14 protein-coding genes and 1 pseudogene are annotated in these 16,040 nt (G+C 45.1%); 7 read left to right on the forward strand and 8 right to left on the reverse strand.

The genetic code is table 11. The annotated features are described in order from the left end of the window. Window positions 1-196 (reverse strand): annotated as a pseudogene (locus tag QUB13_RS29455) (IS630 family transposase); the annotation flags it as partial. A 250-nt stretch (window positions 197-446) separates the two neighbouring features. On the opposite strand from QUB13_RS29455, the gene QUB13_RS29460 reads away from it, so the two are divergent. From QUB13_RS29460 to QUB13_RS29470, 3 genes are all read left to right on the forward strand, one after another. After that, window positions 447-1,229, forward strand: a complete 783-nt coding sequence (locus QUB13_RS29460; protein WP_333091821.1) for a calcium-binding protein — start codon at window positions 447-449, stop codon at window positions 1,227-1,229. Window positions 1,230-1,492: 263 nt separating this feature from the next. After that, window positions 1,493-2,098, forward strand: coding sequence for a Uma2 family endonuclease (locus QUB13_RS29465; protein ID WP_333388399.1), 606 nt, complete (start codon window positions 1,493-1,495; stop codon window positions 2,096-2,098). 333 nt (window positions 2,099-2,431) lie between these two features. After that, window positions 2,432-3,787, forward strand: a complete 1,356-nt coding sequence (locus tag QUB13_RS29470; protein WP_333388427.1) for a tetratricopeptide repeat-containing S1 family peptidase — start codon at window positions 2,432-2,434, stop codon at window positions 3,785-3,787. Window positions 3,788-3,926: 139 nt separating this feature from the next. Here the strand turns inward: QUB13_RS29470 and QUB13_RS29475 are convergent, their stop codons facing one another. Beyond that, window positions 3,927-4,706, reverse strand: coding sequence for a Tat pathway signal protein (locus QUB13_RS29475; protein WP_333388402.1), 780 nt, complete (start codon window positions 4,704-4,706; stop codon window positions 3,927-3,929). A 673-nt stretch (window positions 4,707-5,379) separates the two neighbouring features. Between QUB13_RS29475 and QUB13_RS29480 the strand changes: the two genes are divergently transcribed. From QUB13_RS29480 to QUB13_RS29495, 4 genes are all read left to right on the forward strand, one after another. Further along, on the forward strand, window positions 5,380-6,441 hold the full coding sequence (locus QUB13_RS29480; protein ID WP_333388405.1) for an NB-ARC domain-containing protein: 1,062 nt from the start codon (window positions 5,380-5,382) through the stop codon (window positions 6,439-6,441). A gap of 82 nt (window positions 6,442-6,523) precedes the next feature. After that, window positions 6,524-6,757: a hypothetical protein gene (locus QUB13_RS29485; protein WP_333388408.1), complete on the forward strand. Its 234-nt coding sequence runs from the start codon at window positions 6,524-6,526 to the stop codon at window positions 6,755-6,757. Window positions 6,758-6,919: 162 nt separating this feature from the next. Next, the gene (ffh, locus tag QUB13_RS29490; RefSeq protein ID WP_333388410.1) at window positions 6,920-8,341 is read left to right on the forward strand and encodes a signal recognition particle protein; all 1,422 of its coding nucleotides are present in this window, start codon (window positions 6,920-6,922) and stop codon (window positions 8,339-8,341) included. Window positions 8,342-8,504: 163 nt separating this feature from the next. Continuing rightward, on the forward strand, window positions 8,505-9,113 hold the full coding sequence (locus QUB13_RS29495; RefSeq protein WP_333388430.1) for a Uma2 family endonuclease: 609 nt from the start codon (window positions 8,505-8,507) through the stop codon (window positions 9,111-9,113). 43 nt (window positions 9,114-9,156) lie between these two features. Here the strand turns inward: QUB13_RS29495 and QUB13_RS29500 are convergent, their stop codons facing one another. From QUB13_RS29500 to QUB13_RS29525, 6 genes are all read right to left on the reverse strand, one after another. Continuing rightward, window positions 9,157-9,744, reverse strand: coding sequence for a Uma2 family endonuclease (locus QUB13_RS29500; protein WP_333388413.1), 588 nt, complete (start codon window positions 9,742-9,744; stop codon window positions 9,157-9,159). An 81-nt stretch (window positions 9,745-9,825) separates the two neighbouring features. Further along, complete coding sequence (gene lptC / locus QUB13_RS29505; RefSeq protein ID WP_333388416.1) at window positions 9,826-11,025, reverse strand: LPS export ABC transporter periplasmic protein LptC; 1,200 nt, start codon at window positions 11,023-11,025, stop codon at window positions 9,826-9,828. A gap of 218 nt (window positions 11,026-11,243) precedes the next feature. Further along, window positions 11,244-11,849, reverse strand: a complete 606-nt coding sequence (locus QUB13_RS29510; RefSeq protein ID WP_006631885.1) for a LabA-like NYN domain-containing protein — start codon at window positions 11,847-11,849, stop codon at window positions 11,244-11,246. A gap of 89 nt (window positions 11,850-11,938) precedes the next feature. Next, window positions 11,939-13,546: a methionine--tRNA ligase gene (gene metG, locus QUB13_RS29515; protein WP_333388420.1), complete on the reverse strand. Its 1,608-nt coding sequence runs from the start codon at window positions 13,544-13,546 to the stop codon at window positions 11,939-11,941. A gap of 996 nt (window positions 13,547-14,542) precedes the next feature. After that, window positions 14,543-15,646 (reverse strand): heat-inducible transcriptional repressor HrcA, encoded by a 1,104-nt coding sequence (gene hrcA / locus QUB13_RS29520; protein WP_442922217.1) that lies wholly within the window; start codon window positions 15,644-15,646, stop codon window positions 14,543-14,545. Window positions 15,647-15,860: 214 nt separating this feature from the next. Next, window positions 15,861-16,040, reverse strand: a 180-nt coding sequence (locus QUB13_RS29525; RefSeq protein ID WP_333388426.1) for a hypothetical protein, incomplete at its 5' end; no start/stop codon positions are given.

Genomic DNA, 16,040 nt, shown 5'->3' on the forward strand with positions numbered 1-16,040 from the left:
GATCACCCTGAATACTCCAATAAGCAACTTTTCTTAGAGAACATCCAATTAGTTCAGCAGTTTGAGCTTGTGTATTTTCGTTATTTAATAACAAAAAAATTAAGGATCTTTGCCGAATGTCTGGATGCTCATGCTCTTTTAATACTTGTTGAAGAGTTTCCTTTGTTTCGGAACTTAGAAAATTTTTAGCAGGCATTCACTTTTTCTGAATATCATTATGTTATATTATACCAATATGCGTTTTAAATGCACAACAGCTTAGCAGCTTTGGGTTGAACGACGCACAGCCTTGGCAATTCAAATTTGTAATTAGTAATTGATAATTTGCCAATTGCCATCAATTATTTAGTTAATTGAAGTAATGCAAAATAAAATATCCTTGCTATTTGCCAAGGATTTAATTAAAATATATAATGTAAATATTAACATTTTGCAAGGACATACTTATGGCTTTGACGATTAACAATCTCATCGGTGATTTGACTGGATTTCCTGTATTTGCTGGCGGCGGGCCGCGTTTTTTGGCATTCGCTACACCAGATGAGATTGACGTAGAAGAGGGAAATTTATCGTCTTTTCCCTGGGGAGTTTGGGGACTAGACGGCAACGATACTATAGCAGGTTCGTCGGATTCTAACGAACGGCTGCTAGGAAATAATGGGGATGATATTATCGGCGGTGGCGAGGGAAATGATATCATTTACGGCGGCAAAGAGAACGATCGCCTGGATGGAAATGATGGCAACGATTTAGTTAGGGGCGACGCGGGAAACGACATTATTTTTGGAGGGTCTGGAAACGATGTCCTGCGGGGAGGGCAAGGAGACGATGATTTAGACGGCAATGATGGCAACGATTTCTTGGTGGGCGATCGGGGAGTTGACGTACTCACGGGAGGCCCCGGTGCTGATATATTTGTGCTCAGAAGCAACGACGAAGGATTTGGAGTCAATGCAGCCGATGTCATTACAGATTTTAATTTTGAGGAAGGCGATCGCATCGGTTTGACTGACGGTTTAACAGAACTAGACCTCCTCTTCACTGACGACAATCTGATCGCTTACGATAACGACGGAATTATTGATGATATGGTGATTCGCAATCGAAGAGACGGACGGATTTTGGGGGTAGTTTTAAACACAGATAACTTTGAGCTTCTCGGTTCCTTTGAAGAAGCCAGTCCGTTTGCTTTGGCAATTAACGGTACTCAGTTCCAGTTTTTGGCTTAGTTTTGTGTAGGCGGAAACTAAATCGAATTGTAGGGTGCGTCAGACTGTGATTGTGAAGCGATTATTGAAAGCTGGTATCTCTGACGCACCCGACTGAAAATTTAATCGAATTGTAATTGTAGGGTGCGTCAGACTGTGATTGTGAAGCGATTATTGAAAGCTGGTATCTCTGACGCACCCAACTAATTGTGTTAGTTGCAAAAGTCATAAGATAGTTTTTATGCTAATCTACAAGTAGCAACTCGAACTCGGGGAAATTATAAATGACCGCTACAATTCACCCGCAATTAACTGCACTCCCGGAACAGCGGTTAATTTTGCCGCTATCAATGACTTGGGAACAGTTCAAAGCTTTGGATTCCTTGCTAGAGTACACTCGCAGTGTTCGCTTGTCTTACCTGGACGGATATGTAGAAATTATGACACTTTCGCCGGAACACGAAACCATTAAATGCCTGCTGGCGTTGCTGCTAGGCCAGTTTTTTTTAGAAAAAGATATGAGTTTTAGACCGACGGGTAGCGCTACACTCCAAGGGGAAACAAAAGGCAGCAGCAAGGAACCTGATTTATCTTACTACTTTGGCGAGGATCGGCGGCAGCGAGAAACACCTGATTTGGCGATCGAAGTTGTTTTTACTAGCGGCACTATTAATAAACTGGAATACTACCGCCGATTTAACGTAGCGGAAGTTTGGTTTTGGCAAGACGGAGTGTTTTCGATTTACCAACTGAAATCGGAGGGTTACGATCGCATTTCGAGGAGCGTACTTTTGCCAGATTTGGATCTAGAATTGCTGGGGAGATGCCTGCAAATGTCGGAAGAAAAAGAAGCTTTGAAACTGTTTCGTGATGCAGTGCGAGCGGGTTAACCTAGAAGATATACAAATAAAATATGGCAGAGTAATGCCGGCAATGGCGGAAATATACGAAATGTACGAAATGTCATAAAAATCGCAATCATCCGCAAACATCCAGGCTTTCTGGTTTTCAGAAATTTTATTTTAATCTATACTATTCGGAGTATAAAAAGTCTTACTCTTCAGCAATAACCTATGAATAGGGATTATTCGCGCTTTGATTCCCTCACCAGCATCCTAGCAGGAACAGTAACGGTAGCATGAATAGTCATCTTTGCACAAGCGCCCGTCTTTGCAAAAACTCCCCAAGAAATTGCTCAATTAGCGATTTCTACCACCGTTCAAATTAATGGCAAAACAACGGGTAGCGGGACTGGATTTATCATTGCCAAACAAGGCACGACTTACACTGTACTGACAGCTAATCACGTTGTTGCCGATCGGGATACCTATACAATTCGCAGTCATACGGGAAAAGATTATCCAGTAACCCGTAGTGTACTATTGCAGAAAGGCCAGAATGCTCCAGATTTAGCAGTCGTAACATTTAACAGTGCAGAATCTTATCCAGTTATAACTTTAGGCGATTCCGAACAAGCTACTGTTGGAACAGAAATTTTTGTGTTTGGCTATCCAGGTATTCCGCCTAGCAGAAAAGATCAAACTGAACGCAATTTTGAGTTTTCACCAGGCTTTGTTACCAGCCGTCTCTCGAATCATTCAGACGGTTATACTTTGCGCTACAATGCTGTCACGAAAGGCGGAATGAGCGGAGGGCCTGTATTTGATGGAGAAGGGCGTGTAGTTGGGATTCACGGAGAAGGCGATCGCGATTACGATCGTGTCACAGATAGGGACAGAAAAGTTGTCACAGGTTTAGCCATTACTAAAACAGGATTCAATTCAGCGATTCCTATTAACACTTTTCTATCTAAATTATCCGAGACTGGCTTAAATCGTTCTGCTCTTTTGATAAATACCTCTCCAACAGCTAATGTACCTCTAAAACTGAACAATCCGCAAGATGCTAAGACTTATTACGTTCGGGGCTTAACTCGCTTTGACAAGGGAGATTTGTCAGGGGCTGTTGCCGATTTTAACCAAGCGATTCAAACTCAATCCGATTATTCAGAAGCTTATTTTTATCGAGCCCTCGCTTATTTCGATTTGAAACAAATGCCCAAGAGTATCGCTGATTATAGCAAGGCGATCGCCCTAAATGCCGGTTATGTTGATGCTTACTACAATCGTGGGCTGGTTTTGTCGGCAATGGGAGACAAACCGGGGGCGATCGCAGATTATACTCAAGTCATCCGCTTGGATAGAAACTTTGCAGCGGCTTACAACAACCGAGGATTAGCACTTTCGGACTTGGGCGATCAAAAAGGGGCGATCGACGATTTCAATCAAGCGCTGCAAATTAATCCCGGTCGCGCCAACACTTATTTTAACAGAGGATTGGCGCTGTTTCGCATCAATAACGATCGCTCTGCCTTAGCTGATTACACTCAAGCAATTCAACTCAATCCCAATTATGCTAAGGCTTTTGCTAACCGAGGAATTACGTTGGTGAGAATGGGAGATAGACAAGGGGCGATCGCAGATTTGCAACAAGCTGCTAATTTATTTAGAGCTCAAGGAATGAACGATGATGCTAAAAAAGCATTAGATTTGATTGGTCAATTGCAAAGGTCAAATTGATTTGATACAGAATATTTGTAGGGAAACGGCACTGCCGTGTCCGTATTCGCCGTAGGGAAACGGCACTGCCGTGTCCGTATTCGCAGAAATACAGAAAGAGGACACAGCAGTGCTGTGTCCCTACCGAATATCTGTATTACTAAAACCTTACCGTCACCAAAATCACCCGCCGAGGCTGATCTTCCGCTTCAATAGTATACTCAACTCGCCCAAAACCTTTCGGCCCCGGTTCAACTAAATCGTAGCGAGAAGTCACCGTACCCGCCGCTGTATCGTATTGAGCAAAAACAGCACCGGGATTCCTCCCAGCAGACGCATCGGCATCTCCTCCCCAAGAACTCATATCATCTATTCGCGATCGCGTTGGCAATACAGAAGCCGCGATTTCTGGAGGTGTTAGTCTTTGATCGGCTAAGACTTGTTGAGCGTTATGAATAGCGCACATTGTCGGCCCAGAAATTTTGGAGTCGCTGTATTGATCTTCCCACTTTTGCACGAAGCCAAAGCCAACATTTGGGCCGACTTGCTCTTGTCTTTGCCGGCCCCAAAGCCGACTGGTATCTGATGCAAAATTAGAACCGCTGCCAGTTACGGCTAATTCGGTTCTTTTGCTGGTAAAATTGCGGTTGACAAATTCTTTGTCTGCGGTGCGAATGGCGTTAGCCACTGCTAATTCTACTTTGTTGCTAACATTACTATTCCCTTGTAAGATTGTTGAGAGAACGCCGGGGATGGGTTCTGCTCCGCAATATTTTTGAATTCCGTTAAAAACGCGATCGGCTGATAAGGCACTAATCGGAAATTCTAGGGAATAAGCTTCGGCAGGTTTGGGGAAAAAGATGCCGGATGTTGCGGAAGCGGCAAAAGAAGCGCCACCCCAGATGACGATCCGATTGAATTGACGGCGGCTGAGGCTCATAATTTATCTTCTCCCTGGAGAGCTTGCGCCCGGTATAACATGAAACCAGAAGAAGTAGTACAATTCATTATAGTTGTTACAATTTGTTGCTCTGGAACAAGAGATATCAATAGCCACACTTTTTCCATTACTGACATCTACCAGCATTGTATTGACCTGCCCAGCTTTCCCTACCTGGGAAGCTACTTGATTTCCATCTACATAAACATCTATTTTCGCAGGGGGTTTGCTATCTTGATCCCTAACTCCATATTCTATTCGGAGAGAGGCGCGACCCCCAGGCAGTCTACAGGTGATACCGAAAGGTTCTGCTTTCAGAATGCTGGTGTGTATTTCTCTGGCTATGGAAACATCTGTACTTATAGTTCTATAATAACTACTCTTCCATCTCTCAACACAGTTCAGGTCGAGTATATACATTTCGCGCTGGGCCTGTGCCACTTGTGCGCCAACTGTCGCTAGAGTAAAAGACAATACCCCAGCCGACAACAAACCGCTAAGCCACCGCACTCGCTTCATAAAAATATCCTGCTAATACCTTAATGAACTAATATAAAGGATGAGCTGTGTAGGAAAAGTCCTGACTTTAGATAGATGACAAAATCAAAAATGTCACAATTGTACGAAATATCAGGTATAATGAATGGTGTAAACTCCAGCTTCTCCCTAATCTATGGATATTGCCGAAGTTTTGACACTGGCAGATGAGCTAATTTTTGCTAAGACGGGAAAGCATTTAGATTACGTGCAAGAAGCTATTCTACGGGGCACTTTACAAGACACAACTTACACGCAAATTGCTCAAGAAGTTTACTCAAGTCCAAGTCATGTCAGAAATGTCGGATCACAACTTTGGAAAATACTTTCTAAAGGATTAGGAAAAAATATTACTAAAGCAAATTTTAGGACTGTATTAGAGAAGGAAAAAATTTATAATTATCAATTAGCTATAGTTGGCGATAATATTAAAGTTGGCGAGAATGTCACAGTCAATAATAACTTTAACGTTTGTCGTGAAAAAGTACGATCGCCCAAAACGCCCCAAAACCCGCAACCAACATCAAAACAGCCCCGCATCGACTTAAGCGACGCACCGGAAATCTCCACATTTTACGATCGCACATCCGAACTCACCACCCTCGAAAACTGGATTTCAAGCCGCACCCGTCTCATCACCATCCTAGGCTTATCCGGTATTGGCAAAACCGCCCTGACACTCCAACTAATCCCACAAATTCAACACGAATTCGACTGCATCATCTGGCGAAGCCTCCGCGACGCACCAGCCCTCCCAACACTCCAAACCGACTTAATTCAATTCCTATCGCAGCAGCAAGAAACTGAATTACCATATTTAATCAACTATTTGCGATCGCACCGCTGTCTCATCATCCTCGATGATGTGCAAACAATTTTCAGCAGCCAACAACTCGCAGGAACTTACCAACCAGGCTATGAAAATTACGGCGCATTCTTCAAACAAATAGCAGAATCATGCCACAACAGTTGCCTAATTTTGATTAGTTGGGAAAAACCCAGAGAAATTGCAGCCTTAGAAAACCGCCAGAAAACTTGTCAAACATTGCAACTCAATGGTTTAGGCGAATCAGCGCGAGAAATCTTCACAGAAAAAGGATTAGCAGAATCAGAAAAATGGTCAGAATTGATCGATCTTTACCGAGGTAATCCCTTGTGGTTGAATACAGCAGCCGCTGCAATTCAAGACTTAATTTAACGGCAATATTTCAGATTTTTTATCCTATGATAGCTTAGTTTTAGGAGATTTAGAATATTTATTGCACCAACATTTTCAGCGCTTGTCAGACACCGAAAAACAAGTAATGTTCTGGTTGGCAAATCAAAACAAAGCAGTCGAGATATCCAAAAAGCCAGCCCTTCTCGAATTATCCGCTTCCGAATTCCTAAAAGCCGTCGAATCCTTGAGACGGAGGTTGTTAATCGAAAAAGTCCAAAAGGGCGATCGCACCCTGTTTGCAGTCCAAGGGGCGATCGCAGAATACATAAAAAATCACACGTTGCAGCATTCTTGAGAACAGGCTCTCCGGCCTGTTCCACAATATTATGAATTAATTTTATTGTGGGGTGGGTTTCTAGCCCGCCCTGAAAGGATTATTGAAAAATTAGCAAAACATCAATCCAAAAACCCCCGTTTAGCCTTAAAATAAAAAAGACTGACTAGCCAACAAAGCCCTATGTTTGAAGCCCTTGCCGATCGACTCGAATCCACCTGGAAAAAACTGCGCGGACAGAATAAAATCTCCGAGAGCAACATCCAAGACGCCATCAAAGAAGTCCGCCGCGCCCTCCTGGAAGCCGATGTCAACCTCCAAGTCGTCAAAAACTTTGTCGGAGAGGTAACGGCCAAAGCACAAGGGGCAGAAGTCGTTTCAGGCGTCCGTCCCGACCAACAATTCATCAAAATCGTCCACGACGAACTCGTCCGCGTCATGGGGGAAACCAATGTACCCCTCGCCACCGCCGAATCCGGGCCCACCGTCATCCTGATGGCCGGTTTGCAAGGAACCGGGAAAACCACGGCCACCGCCAAACTAGCCCTGCACCTCCGCAAGCAAAATCTTACCGCACTGCTAGTCGCCACCGACATTTATCGACCAGCCGCGATCGACCAATTGCTTACCCTCGGTAAACAAATCGACGTACCAGTATTTGAATTAGGCAAAGATACCGATCCCGTAGAAATCGCCCGCCAAGGGCTCGAACGCGGCAAAGAACTAGGCGTAGATACCATCATCATCGATACAGCAGGCCGCCTGCAAATCGACCAAGAAATGATGGCAGAATTGGTTCGCATCAAACAAACAGTACAACCCCATGAAACGCTGTTAGTTGTTGATGCCATGACCGGCCAAGAAGCCGCAAATTTAACCCGCACTTTTCACGAAGAAATCGGGATTACCGGTGCAATCCTCACCAAATTAGACGGCGACAGCCGCGGCGGTGCAGCCTTATCCGTGCGCCAAATATCCGGCGCGCCGATTAAATTTGTCGGCGTAGGCGAAAAAGTGGAAGCATTGCAACCATTTTATCCCGATCGCATGGCATCGAGAATACTTGGCATGGGCGATGTCTTGACGCTAGTCGAAAAAGCGCAAGAAGAATTCGACATCGCCGACGCCGAGAAAATGCAAGAGAAAATGCTCACGGCAAAGTTTGACTTTACCGACTTTCTCAAACAAACCAGACTGTTAAAAAATATGGGTTCCCTCGGCGGCATCATGAAAATGATTCCGGGGATGAACAAACTCTCAGACGAACAAATGCGGCAGGGAGAAGTGCAGCTAAAACGCACCGAAGCCATGATTAATTCAATGACTATTGAAGAACGCCGCAATCCCGAACTTTTAGCAAGTTCTCCATCCCGTCGCCGCCGTATCGGCAAAGGCGCAGGCTACGCCGAAAATGACGTAACAAAACTCGTCAGCGACTTCCAAAAAATGCGTACCATGATGCAGCAAATGAGTCAAGGCAACTTTGCAGGAATGGGAGGAATGCCGGGAATGCCAGGAATGGGAGGAATGCCGGGAATGCCGGGAATGGGCGGCCAGAAGAAAAAGAAAAAGAACAAGCCTAAAAAAGGTTTTGGTCAGTTGTAATCGAAGGAAGAGGGAAGAAGCAAGAAGGAAAAAGGAAAAAGTAGAAACCGTAGGGTGCGTCGCTATTGATAATCTGCAAGTCAGCTTTAAAGTATCACAGCGACGCACCCTTCACAATAGTTTTTTGTTACCAAGTTTTACCCAAAAAACCCTGGAATTGAATATGGTACAAACATTTACTGAACCACAAACTATATCTCTAGAAGTGCCGAATTCGATCGCCCTATTAGTCACCGGCGAACAATTCGAGGCTTTAGCATCGGCAAATCCCGACTTGAGATTAGAAAGAACCACAGAAGGAGAATTAATCGTGAATCCACCCACCGGCGGAGAATCCAGCGAAAGGAATTTCAACATTACCGGGCAACTTGCTCGCTGGTGCGATGACAACGAGGATTTAGGATCGGGTTTTGACTCTTCGGGAGGATTCATCCTTCCTAACGGTGCTAACCGTTCTCCCGACGCTTCCTGGGTGAGTCGAGAACGCCTCGAAGCCTTGACACCAAAACAGCGAAAAGGCTTCGTTCCCCTGTGTCCAGACTTTGTAGTAGAATTGCGATCGGCATCTGACAGTCTCCCGACTCTCCAAGTAAAGATGCGGGAATACATGGAAAACGGGGCGAGATTGGGTTGGTTAATTGACCCGCAAAATCGGCGGGTAGAAATTTATAGACAGCAGGTAGAAGTAGAAATATTAATCGATCCAGCCGAGTTGTCCGGTGAAGATATATTGCCCGGATTTGTGCTAAATTTGAGGCGTGTGTGGCGTTAAAAAGCTTCTAATTGTGATTTGTCGTTTTTTACGCGCAGCCTCTCTAAACACTTGGAATTGCTTGTCTGAATTCGCGCATGGATTGAAGGTGATTTTCCATATTGATACACCGCGCCAATAGTACAATATCTAAGTCTGGGAGAACACAAGAGCGATCGACCTCTGCATATCCATCAGCCCCCAACGAATACATACCAAGTGCGCCATTTTCCCAAAACCAAACTTCAGGAATTTCCAGGCGTTTGTAAGCCTCCAACTTATTAATCCCACCGCTAGTCACCACCACTTCCACCACCAAATCAGGACGTTCTCGGTTAGCGCCCAATTCGTAAGACTGATCCGCTTCTCGCTTCACCTTTCCAGCTTCACTTTCCAGCGTCACCGAGCCCGTTGGAGTAAAATCAATCCCTGCATATTCCAAATACAGATTCACTAGCGTTGAAATCCGTTCTTTAACAATTTGATGTTTTCTTCCAGAAATACGTCTAATCTCCAATACCCCATCTAAAAATGACAGCCTGATTCCCGGGCGTGAGAGCAACTGTTCAACAGCTTTAAACTCTCTCCAGCTCAGTCCGTCAATTAAGATAGGTTCATCGAGCTTTTCTAACTTTTCTAAAGTTGTCGTCATCCGAACCGCTCCTTACTCAATCCCGTCTTCATTATATCTGCGTTCACCTGCGTTCGTCTGCCGACATCTGCGGTTGCAATTCTATTTACTTTCCAAAATTCCCTTATTTTCATCCGGCACAAACTCCGTAACAACTTGGCCGCCGCCACCGTCACCCTTAACAATCACAGTTTGATTTTTCAACTCTCCCGCTGCCCTCGGCCCAGTCAAATTAAACACCGGATTTAGTTGCTTGTAAACCACATTTCCTTCTGCATCAAAAGTTTGGTTAGTTAAATACCACGTTACGCGATCGGTATTTAATTGAGATTGACGTTTGTCCCCAATTCCTACCACATTTCCAGTTAAATAAAAAATCTTTTTCTCTAAATCTCCCCGTCCCTGATCCCCAGTCATCGTCACCTTTTCCACTCGGTGAAAAACCTTCACAGGCCCTGGCGATACCACAGATTGAGCCGGAAAATTCCAACTCATCAAACTACTTTCTATTTGCAGCGGCGGGTCTGATGGCATTAATTGAGCGTTTTTCGTTAAGGTAGCAATCTTGGTTTTTAAGTCTACATCTACCTGGTCAGCAAAACCGCTGTCTGTTACTTTTTTATCTTTATATCTATCAATTTGAGTAGGTTGGTCGCTGTTAATTTTTTGTTGCTCGACAAACCACACTAAGTGCTCGGTACGCAGTTGCAAAACCGGATCTTTCACATTCGCCACCACAGAACCGAATAACTCCATCCTCTTCGCCCTACTGAAAACCCGCGCTTCCTTCGCTGAAGCTGTCACCTGTTTGTTCTCTCCAGTCAAATTATTGCGAACAACTAAAACATCTTCCTTCGGTCGCCACTCAAGCTCGTTTCCCCGCAATACCAAGCCATTTTTTAGGTCAGTAGCGACGATGTTACCTTTGATAAAAACCTGATTTCCTTCCTGAAATACCTGCCCGGTATCTCCCTGAATGTCGTATATTTCTTTGCCATCCTGAAACAATTTTCCCACTGGTTTCTGAACGTCAACTGTCTTTTTGTCTTTGCTGTAAACGGCCGTTTTTGAGTTCACTTTCCAGAAGGTCTCGCCCTTTTCGTTTGCTTGTTCTAGGGTTACTTTGTTCAATGTTAAACTGCTGTTTGCCTGCTGAGCGGTTTTGAGATCGTCCGCTAATTTATTCTTTTGAGTTTCTTGGGGAGCAGCACAAGCACTAATCCCCAAAATCAATGCTGCTAAAAATAGCAGCACGAATTTTGGGGATTTGAGATGGGAATTTTGAGATTGGAGATTAATCATTGGTAATTGGTAATTGGGAATTGGGAATTGGTAATTGGTAATTGGTAATTGGCTAATTAAAAACACTAAATCAAAAATTAAAAATGTTTTATACTTTATCTAAATTTTTAACTTCTAAGTTTTAATGATTCCACCCCTTACCTATTCCCCATTCCCCATTCCCCATGCCCCATTCCCCATGCCCCATTCCCCATTCCCCATTCCCCATTCCCCATTCCCTATCTGTCGTCGTGTTCTTCCATCAAGCTTAGACCCGACAGCGGGCGGTAAGCATAGTTAGGGCGCGATGTTTTTTGGATGTCATCCTTAATCATTTCTAAATCGATGTAGCGATCGGCTACATTAATTAAACTGTCACTGGTCATCGATCGCAAACTGACGACTTCCACCCGCACACCGCGATAGCTCACAGCATCCACAGCATAGGCCAAATCGCCGTCACCGCTGACCAAAACCGCTGTGTCATAAGACCCGACTAAAGCCATCATGTCCACAGCAATTTCTACATCCAAATTGGCTTTTTTAGAACCATCTGGTAACTGCACCAAATCCTTAGAAATCACTCGGTAGCCGTTGCGACGCATCCACAGCAAAAACCCCTGCTGTTTCTCGTTAGTGCGATCGACACCAGTGTAGAAAAAAGAGCGCAGCAGCCGCGAACCCGCAGTTAAACGGCACAGGAGCTTAGTGTAATCAATTTCTATTCCCAACTGCAAAGCCGCGTAAAAAAGGTTAGACCCGTCTATAAAAATTGCCACTCGACCCCGATTTTCGAGTACCTGTTCCGGCGTGAAAAGGTCGTTGCTTTCTATTCTATTCAACATGATTGTTATGCCTCAATTATTATGAAAGATTGGTTAAGGAAAAAGTGCTAATTCGTAATCTGTCATAGCACCCGATCGCTGGCTGCGAACTATGACGGTAATGTTTCCAACAGTTCGAGCCGCTTAAACACTGGTTGGGGTTCTCCCAGAGTTTGGTTGGCAGGCATTGCGCCCCAGGCAGCATGAACTGCAAAAGTCGCTGAACTGTTAACGGCAACCCGATCGTTAAAGTCAATTGAAAAACCTAGCTGCTGATAGATAGCAGTGCTGATATTAGGAAGTATCGGCGATAAAAGGTAAGATGCCAGTCTAACAGATTCCAGAACAGAATATAGCACTTGTTGGACACTTTCGAGCTGTCCTTGCTTGTACAAACTCCAAGGTGCTTGTACGTCAATAAACTTGTTCCCGGCTCTCACTAATGCAAGTACAGCTTCGCAAGCCTTGCTAAAAGCCAATTCTTCGTAAAAACCCGCGACTCGATCGCCCAAATCCAGGCTCATACTCTTGAGAAGGTTGTCGCCGGAAATGTTATCTGCTGATACATTTGGCACTAAGCCTCCGCAATATTTGCGAGCCATGTTTAAGGTGCGGTTGAGCAAATTTCCCAAATCGTTTGCTAGCTCAGCATTCAATATATTGATAAACCGAGTTTCATTAAAATCGCCGTCTTCTCCGAACTCAATTTCTTTGAGGAAATAGTAACGCACTGCATCAGCGCCGTATTTATTGACCAATTCGACTGGGTTTAAAGTATTGCCCTCCGATTTCCCCATTTTTTTGCCGTCTTTGGTCAAAAAACCGTGAGCGAAGACGCGCCCCGGCACTGACAAACCCGCTGACATTAGCATTGCCGGCCAGTAAACTGCATGAAACCGGAGAATATCTTTGCCGATCAAGTGCAGGTCGATCGGCCACCATTTAGATAAAGCATTCTCTAACATCGGATCGCTGTCCGGATCTAGCAAGGCTGTGACGTATCCCAGCAAAGCGTCAAACCAGACGTAAATGGTGTGACTCGAATCAACTGGTATCGGCAGACCCCACGCGAGATTAACTCTCGAAATCGAAAAGTCTTGCAGGCCGGAGTTGACGAAGCTGAGAACTTCATTGCGCCGACTTTCCGGCGCGATGAAGTTTGGACGTTCTGCGTACAAGGCCAGCAGTTGGTCTTGATATCGCGACAGGCGAAAAAAGTAGTTTTCTTCGTCGCGCCACTCAACTTCCTTGCTGGTGTGGACGGAACACCGATTTCCCGGTAACAAATCCCGCTCATCTTTAAATTCTTCGCAGGAGACGCAGTACCAGCCTTGTTGCTGGTTCAAGTAGATGTCGCCGGAGTTCCAGACGCGCTGGAAAAATTCTTTGACAATGTACTCGTGGCGGCGCGAAGTTGTGCGGATGAAGCGATCGTACTGGATAGAGAGTTGTTCCCACAGCGTTTCAAAGGCCGGAACTACTAAGTCGCAGTGAGCTTGGGGCGATCGTCCCAAACTCTCGGCGGTGCGCTGAATTTTCTGCCCGTGTTCGTCTGTCCCGGTAATCATCAAGACCGATTTGCCCCGCAGCCGCTCAAATCTGGCTAGGGCATCTGCGGCCATAGTCGTGTAAGCGCTGCCAACGTGAGGTAAATCGTTTACATAGTACAGAGGCGTTGTGATTGCAAAGGTATTCTTAGTTTGATCGGTCGATTTCATTGAATGCTAAAAGAAAATTCCCTAAATTGAGTTTCGATCTTAACTCAGCGTTTAAATCTTTGATGGAGCCGCAATCAAGCTAAATTTACTGCAAGTTATTTGCATTTGTCTAACCAGAGCTATTTCCAAAAGAAATATAGCTTTCATATCAACACTAATCTTTTTTAGTTGTTTTTGACCAACTCTCTAAAATGTCTTAATATTTGGAAATTTTACTGACTTGTGCCTCCCTAGCATTGTCTGTCCAGTTTCCTTAATTTTTGGATAGCCAAGGTGCGATCGCCCCACTTGCCATCTCCCAGCGAGAAACTAAGCTATCGAGCTCTTAATCGCCTGCAAATCCTCACTGTTTGCGATCGACCCAGGGAGGCAGAAACCCCGTTTTTTAGAATAAAAATCTCTCGTGAAGCGCGAGTGCTTTAGTTTCTTGGCCCAACCAGAACCTAAAAGCCAAGATTTTTTGTCAATCAACCCCGGTTGTTTCGATGTTGCAAGCGGCTTTAGGGCACAAAAAAAACCAAATTACTTCAACTTGGGGCGATCGCATTAGCGTGCATCTAACAAGGTATTAACCCATATTCCTTACCCTGGCTGTTTCACAGTACAATCACCGAGAATAATCGATTATTTCAGCGAGCGATCGGGCTTATTCCCGATTCGTTTCCGTAAATATACGGTTTAAAGTATAATTTATAGCTTAAATGCTATATCTAAAACCGTAAAAACCGAACGTAACAGTTGATGGTGTCGAATGTGGGATCTAAGGAACAAAAATTTAATAACTTAAACATCGGCCGCGCTTTTCTCTTTCCACAAGCCGCGAGGTAAAGAGAAGCAGAGCCTTGCCTATCTGCATTACCAGGCTCTTATTCGTAACGAGCAACAATTGAGGGTGCCGAATGTGGGATCTAACTTTCAAAACCCTATTTCTCGAAACCATGAGTCGGGCGGGCACTCTTAGCCCGCCCCAAAATTAAATTCAAATGCCGTCACAGCTTATCCTTCTGGAAAATTAACTCGATTTCCGCCCATAGCTTCCGACAAATAATCTGCTGCAGCTTCCACCACCGCGATCGCATTTTCGTAAACCATCCGCGTCGGCCCCAAAACCCCAACACTACCCACCGGCACCGATCCCCGGCGGTAAATCGAAGAAATCAGAGTACAGCCGCGAATTGGTTCTAAGGAATTTTCCGAGCCAATACGCACCGTTACCCGCTTCCCTGACTTCTCCAAATCCGGCGATTCAAAAATCAAAGGCCAAAGCAGTTCCTGCTCTTGTTCGAGCAATTGCACCAGGGTTTGCACTTGCTGCAACTGCGAAAACTCAGGCAAGCGCAGGGCTTCTGCCAAACCGCCGATCAGAATTCGCGTGTAGGTGGGATTGCTTTGGCGGCTGCTCAAAGCAGCCAGCATGGTTTCCATCCATTCTGCGTAGAGTTCAAAGTCTCGATCTAACTCGCTCCAGTCTACAGTTGAGAGTTCCGAGATCGATCGCCCCCGCAGCTTGCTGTTCAAAAAATTTGACAAAATCTGCAATTGGCGATCGACAATTGCCTCATCTGGCCAGCTACCATCTGCGTGCTTGGGTAACTGCACCAACACCGAATGAGTTTCGTAAACATCAGTCACCACGATCAGCATCACCTTTCCCGCCTCTAGCTGCACCAGTTGCAAGTGGCGCAAGCAAGCCGTATTGGTTTGCGGTATCGTGATCATGGCAATGTAACCGCTGATAGTTGCCAGGATTTGAGCAGCGCCGCGGAGTGCGGCATCCATGCGGCCGTCTGACCAGTTGAGCTGGTCTAGTACCTGTTCCACCTTGCGGGCGAGGGTATCAGAGGGCTGAATCAACTGGTCTACATAAATTCTGTAGCCGGAGTCAGAGGGGATTCGTCCGGCCGAAGTGTGGGGCTGATATAGCAGTCCAGCTTTTTCGAGAGTCCCCATAGCATTGCGAATTGTAGCTGGGCTGACGCTGAGGTTGAATTCGTCAACCAAAGCTTTTGAGCCAACGGGTTCCGCTGTAGCTATGTAGTGGCGAACCGTTGCCCAAAGGATGTGTTGTTGCCGATCGGTGAGGTTAACGCGCACAGATATTTAAGTAGAATTACAATTTAGAGTTGAAAGCCACTATTGATTGAGAATCTCTGTCGAGAGGGCGATCGGGCAGAGTTACTTATTTAAACATAACAGATTTTAGGTTAAGGAAGAAGGCAGTAGTTATTGGTTACTGGTTATTGGTTATTGGTTACTGGTTATTGGCTATTGGTTACTGGTTATTGGCTATTGGTTAGTTTTAATGCCCCATGCCCTATGCCCCATGCCCCATGCCCCATGCCCCATCCCTCCGCTTCGCTCCGCCCAATTCCCAATTCCCAATTCCCAATTCCCCAATTCCCAATTCCCAATTCCCAATTCCCCAATTCCCAATTCCCAATTCCCAATTCCCAATTCCCAATTCCCAATTCCCAATTCCCAATTCCCAATTCCC

The sequence above is a fragment of the Microcoleus sp. B4-D4 genome (assembly GCF_036705185.1).
Taxonomy (GTDB): domain Bacteria; phylum Cyanobacteriota; class Cyanobacteriia; order Cyanobacteriales; family Microcoleaceae; genus Microcoleus.

Coding starts and splice junctions, on each gene's coding strand:
- QUB13_RS29480 (WP_333388405.1), top strand. CDS start 5,380: ATGGATATTGCCGAAGTTTTGACACTGGCAGATGAGCTAATTTTTGCT.
- QUB13_RS29500 (WP_333388413.1), bottom strand. CDS start 9,744: ATGACGACAACTTTAGAAAAGTTAGAAAAGCTCGATGAACCTATCTTA.
- QUB13_RS29465 (WP_333388399.1), top strand. CDS start 1,493: ATGACCGCTACAATTCACCCGCAATTAACTGCACTCCCGGAACAGCGG.
- QUB13_RS29495 (WP_333388430.1), top strand. CDS start 8,505: ATGGTACAAACATTTACTGAACCACAAACTATATCTCTAGAAGTGCCG.
- QUB13_RS29475 (WP_333388402.1), bottom strand. CDS start 4,706: ATGAGCCTCAGCCGCCGTCAATTCAATCGGATCGTCATCTGGGGTGGC.
- QUB13_RS29460 (WP_333091821.1), top strand. CDS start 447: ATGGCTTTGACGATTAACAATCTCATCGGTGATTTGACTGGATTTCCT.
- ffh (WP_333388410.1), top strand. CDS start 6,920: ATGTTTGAAGCCCTTGCCGATCGACTCGAATCCACCTGGAAAAAACTG.
- QUB13_RS29510 (WP_006631885.1), bottom strand. CDS start 11,849: ATGTTGAATAGAATAGAAAGCAACGACCTTTTCACGCCGGAACAGGTA.
- metG (WP_333388420.1), bottom strand. CDS start 13,546: ATGAAATCGACCGATCAAACTAAGAATACCTTTGCAATCACAACGCCT.
- lptC (WP_333388416.1), bottom strand. CDS start 11,025: ATGATTAATCTCCAATCTCAAAATTCCCATCTCAAATCCCCAAAATTC.